The following is a 4,410-nucleotide window of genomic DNA, read 5'->3' as shown; positions in this document are numbered from 1 at the left end:
AAAAAAGGATGGCTGGGACCATCCTTTTTTCTAACTTAACCAAACCTATCTCTATGAAAAAAATTACTTGTCTTTGTGCTAAAACTTATAATACAAATGTACGGTGAAATATAGTTAAGAAGCTTCAAGCAACGTTAAGAAATGTTAAGAATTAAATTCTGAAAAATCGCTTATTTAGAAACGGATCGCACCAGTTTTCTTCCTGTTTTTAATATATTTGCAACCACCCCGAAAAACGAAATGTGATAAATCAGATCGGTTTATCAAAAACAGCTGTAAAACAGACTGTTTAGCTGGCAGTTAAAGTTGAAATTAACCAATTTTACAGCTCATGGAAATGAATTTATTTTAATTGAATATTAAATCTTTTATTAATCCACAAAAATCGCTTATGGCAAAGTATGTTTATACATTTGGTAATGGTAAAGCCGAAGGTAAGGCCAGTATGAAAAACCTCATTGGAGGAAAAGGAGCTAACCTGGCAGAAATGAACCTTATTGGAGTTCCGGTACCCCCCGGATTCACAATTACGACAGAAGTTTGTACGATCTATACGCAACAGGGCCATGACGCAGCAGTTTCGGCAATTAAAGAAGAAGTTGAACACGCTGTAGCCCTTATTGAAGAATTAACCAATACTAAATTTGGAGACAAAGACAACCCTTGTCTTGTTTCTGTTCGCTCCGGAGCCCGTGTTTCCATGCCGGGAATGATGGACACCGTATTGAACTTGGGATTAAATGATTTGGCCGTCCAGGGAATTGCCAAGAAATCAGGAAATGATCGTTTTGCCTGGGACTCTTACCGCCGATTTGTACAAATGTACGGTGACGTGGTTTTGGGAATGAAGCCAGAAAGCAAAGAAGACATTGATCCATTCGAGTTGATCATGGAAAACTTGAAGGAAGAAAAAGGCATTGAACTGGATACACAATTTACAACCGAAGACCTGAAACTTCTGGTGCTGCGCTTTAAAGAAGCTGTGTTGAAAGTTACTGGAAAAAGTTTCCCTGACGATCCTTGGGAACAACTCTGGGGTGCTGTTTCGGCAGTATTCGACAGCTGGATGAACGAGCGTGCCATCTACTACCGCAAAATGAATAACTTCCCCGCTGAATGGGGAACGGCAGTTAACGTTCAGGCCATGGTTTACGGAAATATGGGCGAGACCTCAGCAACTGGTGTTGCCTTTACCCGTGATGCCGCAACCGGCGAAGATATCTTCAACGGCGAATACCTCATCAATGCACAAGGAGAAGATGTGGTTGCTGGAACACGCACACCACAACAGATCACTCTTGAAGGAAGTAAGCGTTGGGCCGAATTGGCTGAAGTTAGCGAAGAAGTGAGGAAAGCCGAATTTCCTTCGCTGGAAGAAACCATGCCAAAGCTTTACGAAGAATTGATGGAGATTCAGCAAAAACTGGAAGACCACTACAAAGATATGCAGGACATCGAGTTCACCATCCAGGATGGTAAACTATGGCTGCTGCAAACCCGGAACGGAAAACGTACTGGAGCTGCGATGGTAAAAATTGCTGTTGACATGTTGGAGCAAGGTATCATTGATGAAAAAGCAGCTCTGATGCGCATCGAACCAAACAGGCTGGACGAACTTCTTCACCCGGTGTTTGACACCACCGCACTTGAAAGTGCCAAGATTCTGGCAAAAGGTCTCCCTGCATCTCCGGGAGCTGCGACAGGACAAATCGTATTTTTTGCCGATGAAGCATTCAACTATGAAAACTCAATCCTCGTTCGGATCGAAACCTCGCCAGAAGATTTGGAGGGAATGAACGTTGCCCGCGGAATTTTAACAGCCCGTGGAGGGATGACTTCGCATGCTGCAGTTGTAGCACGTGGAATGGGTAAGTGCTGTGTTTCAGGAGCCGGAGCAGTAAAAATCAATTACAAAACCCGGATCATGACCATTGACGGGAAAGAGTACAAAGAAGGTGACTGGATTTCGCTTAATGGAACAACAGGACAGGTTTTTGAAGGAAAAATTAAAACCATGAATCCTGACCTCGGAGGAGATTTTGGTAAAGTAATGGATTTGTCGGACAGATTTGCCCGGATGACAGTACGCACCAATGCTGACACACCAAACGATGCCAAAGTAGCCCGTGGATTTGGAGCACAAGGTATCGGTCTTTGCCGGACAGAGCACATGTTCTTTGAAGGAGCCCGTATTAAAGCCATGCGTGAAATGATTCTTTCGTCAACAGTCGAAGGACGCAAAAAAGCGTTAGCAAAACTACTCCCATACCAGCGCGAAGATTTCGAAGGTATTTTTGAAGCAATGGAAGGTTATGGCGTAACGGTTCGCCTGCTCGACCCACCATTGCACGAATTTGTTCCACATCAGCAAGCCACTCAAAAAGAATTGGCCGAAGAAATGGGAATCTCTCTGGATGCCGTAAAATCCAAGATTTCGGATTTGGAAGAATTCAACCCGATGCTTGGGCACCGTGGTTGCCGCTTAGGTATTACTTATCCTGAAATTACAGCCATGCAGGCCCGTGCCATCATTGAAGCTGCCCTTAACCTGAAAGCAAAAGGCGTGGATGCACGTCCGGAAATTATGGTTCCGCTTGTTGGCACAGTGGCCGAGTTTAAAAACCAGGCTGACATTATCCGCTCGACAGCCGAAGAGGTATTTGAAGAAAAGGGTGATCGCATTGACTACCTTGTTGGCACCATGATCGAAATTCCGCGTGCGGCCTTAACAGCTGACCACATTGCTGCAGAAGCTGATTTCTTCTCATTCGGAACAAACGACCTGACCCAAATGACCCTGGGATATTCCCGCGATGACGCCGGAAAATTCCTGCCTGATTATTTGGAAAAAGGAATTCTGAAACAAGATCCATTCCAAGTGCTTGACCAAAATGGCGTTGGCATATTGGTGCAAATGGGTGTTGAAAAAGGCCGCTCAGTAAAGGAAAAACTGAAAGTAGGTATTTGCGGTGAGCACGGAGGAGAACCAAGTTCTGTTGAATTCTGCGACAGTGTTAATTTGGACTATGTAAGCTGTTCGCCTTACCGCGTGCCAATTGCGCGGGTAGCCGCAGCTTTAGCAAATATTAAGCACAGCAACTAGTCAATTTGCTGACAACACAAATAAAAGCCGCTTCAGAACAAACTGAAGCGGCTTTTTTGCCAAGATATGTTATTCAGAAAAAAGAACCGGAAAAGATCTTCCGCTGTTCAAGCTTTCTCAATTTATTTTTTCAATTTGGCGTCCAAGGTAATTTTGATGGCTCCAAGGGCCTGCGAAACCGGACAACCCTCCTTCGCCTTTACGGCCAATTTCTGGAATAAATCATCATCAATTCCAGACACAACAGCTTCCACTTCCAGGTGACTCTCAACAATTTTAAAACCTCCGTCAACCTGATCTAATTTAATGTGGGCAATGGTATTTACTTCTTTAGGAGCATAACCTTCGCCATCAAGGATATTTGAAAATGCCATTGAAAAACAGCCGGCATGAGCCGAACCAATCAACATTTCAGGATTTGCTCCTACGCCATCTTCAAACCTGGATTTAAAACTAAAAGGAAATTCGGTGTCACTGTTGACGAATTGCATACGACCGTTTCCGTCTTTCAAATTTCCTTGCCAAAATGCTTTTGCTTTGTTTATCTTCATCGTTAATAAGATTTTATTGATTTATAACATTTGTTTCTGTCAATCATGATGCCGAACAACGAAATGACCGTCGTTCGATATCCTTGAAACTCCAAGGCCCCTGACTACGAACCTATCAGTTCAACTGTAAAAAACAACAAGCTGAAAAAGTTTCGGTTCAAAGTTGTATGAAAACTTCCACCTATTGAGGCAGGAAATCTACAATTGGCAGGAAAAAACCAACGCGCCGATCGCTTCCAAAATCAAAACGAATGAGCCAGCACATAGTTTGTTGCCGATTTTAGCTGTAATTTGCAAGGTGTTTGCTTGTATTTATCGAGAAACTAAATCAATTGCTTATGCTTCCATTTCAAAACAACACGGGACTGTACACCGACCATTACGAACTGACCATGGCCCAAGGCTATTTTTTAAGCGGGCGCCACGAAAAAAAGGCGTGTTTCGACTACTTCTTCCGAAAAGCCCCATTTGGCGGCAGCTTTGTTGTTTTTGCCGGTCTCTCTACGGCTGTTCGAATGATCAAAAGTTTCAACTACTCAGAAAGTGATTGCGCCTATTTAAAATCAGTTGGTTTTGATAATCGGTTTGTCGAGTATTTGCAAAACTTCTCCTTCAATGGAAACATTTATTCAGTAAAAGAAGGCGAGTTGATCTTTCCAAACGAGCCAGCTTTGCGGGTTGAAGGAACAATATTGGAAACACAGCTTGTTGAAACCCTGCTGCTCAATATTCTGAATTTTGAATCGCTGATTGCAA

The 4,410-nt window shown here is 43.3% G+C and carries 2 protein-coding genes and 1 pseudogene; 2 read left to right on the top strand and 1 reads right to left on the bottom strand.

Going from position 1 to position 4,410, the window contains the following annotated elements; genetic code table 11:
• Positions 1 to 391 precede the first annotated feature (391 nt).
• The gene (ppdK, locus tag AAC033_RS18420) at positions 392 to 3,103 is read left to right on the top strand and encodes a pyruvate, phosphate dikinase (protein ID WP_339740888.1); all 2,712 of its coding nucleotides are present in this window, start codon (positions 392 to 394) and stop codon (positions 3,101 to 3,103) included.
• A 122-nt stretch (positions 3,104 to 3,225) separates the two neighbouring features.
• Here the strand turns inward: ppdK and AAC033_RS18415 are convergent, their stop codons facing one another.
• Positions 3,226 to 3,654: an OsmC family protein gene (locus AAC033_RS18415; protein WP_339740886.1), complete on the bottom strand. Its 429-nt coding sequence runs from the start codon at positions 3,652 to 3,654 to the stop codon at positions 3,226 to 3,228.
• Between the two features lie 338 nt (positions 3,655 to 3,992).
• Here AAC033_RS18415 and AAC033_RS18410 point away from each other — a divergent pair.
• Positions 3,993 to 4,410: pseudogene (locus tag AAC033_RS18410) on the top strand (nicotinate phosphoribosyltransferase); the annotation flags it as partial.

This window comes from uncultured Sunxiuqinia sp. (genome assembly GCF_963974515.1).
Taxonomy (GTDB): Bacteria; Bacteroidota; Bacteroidia; order Bacteroidales; family Prolixibacteraceae; genus Sunxiuqinia.
Note: the sequence above shows the minus strand (reverse complement) of the source record. Positions and strands in the feature narration are given on the sequence as shown.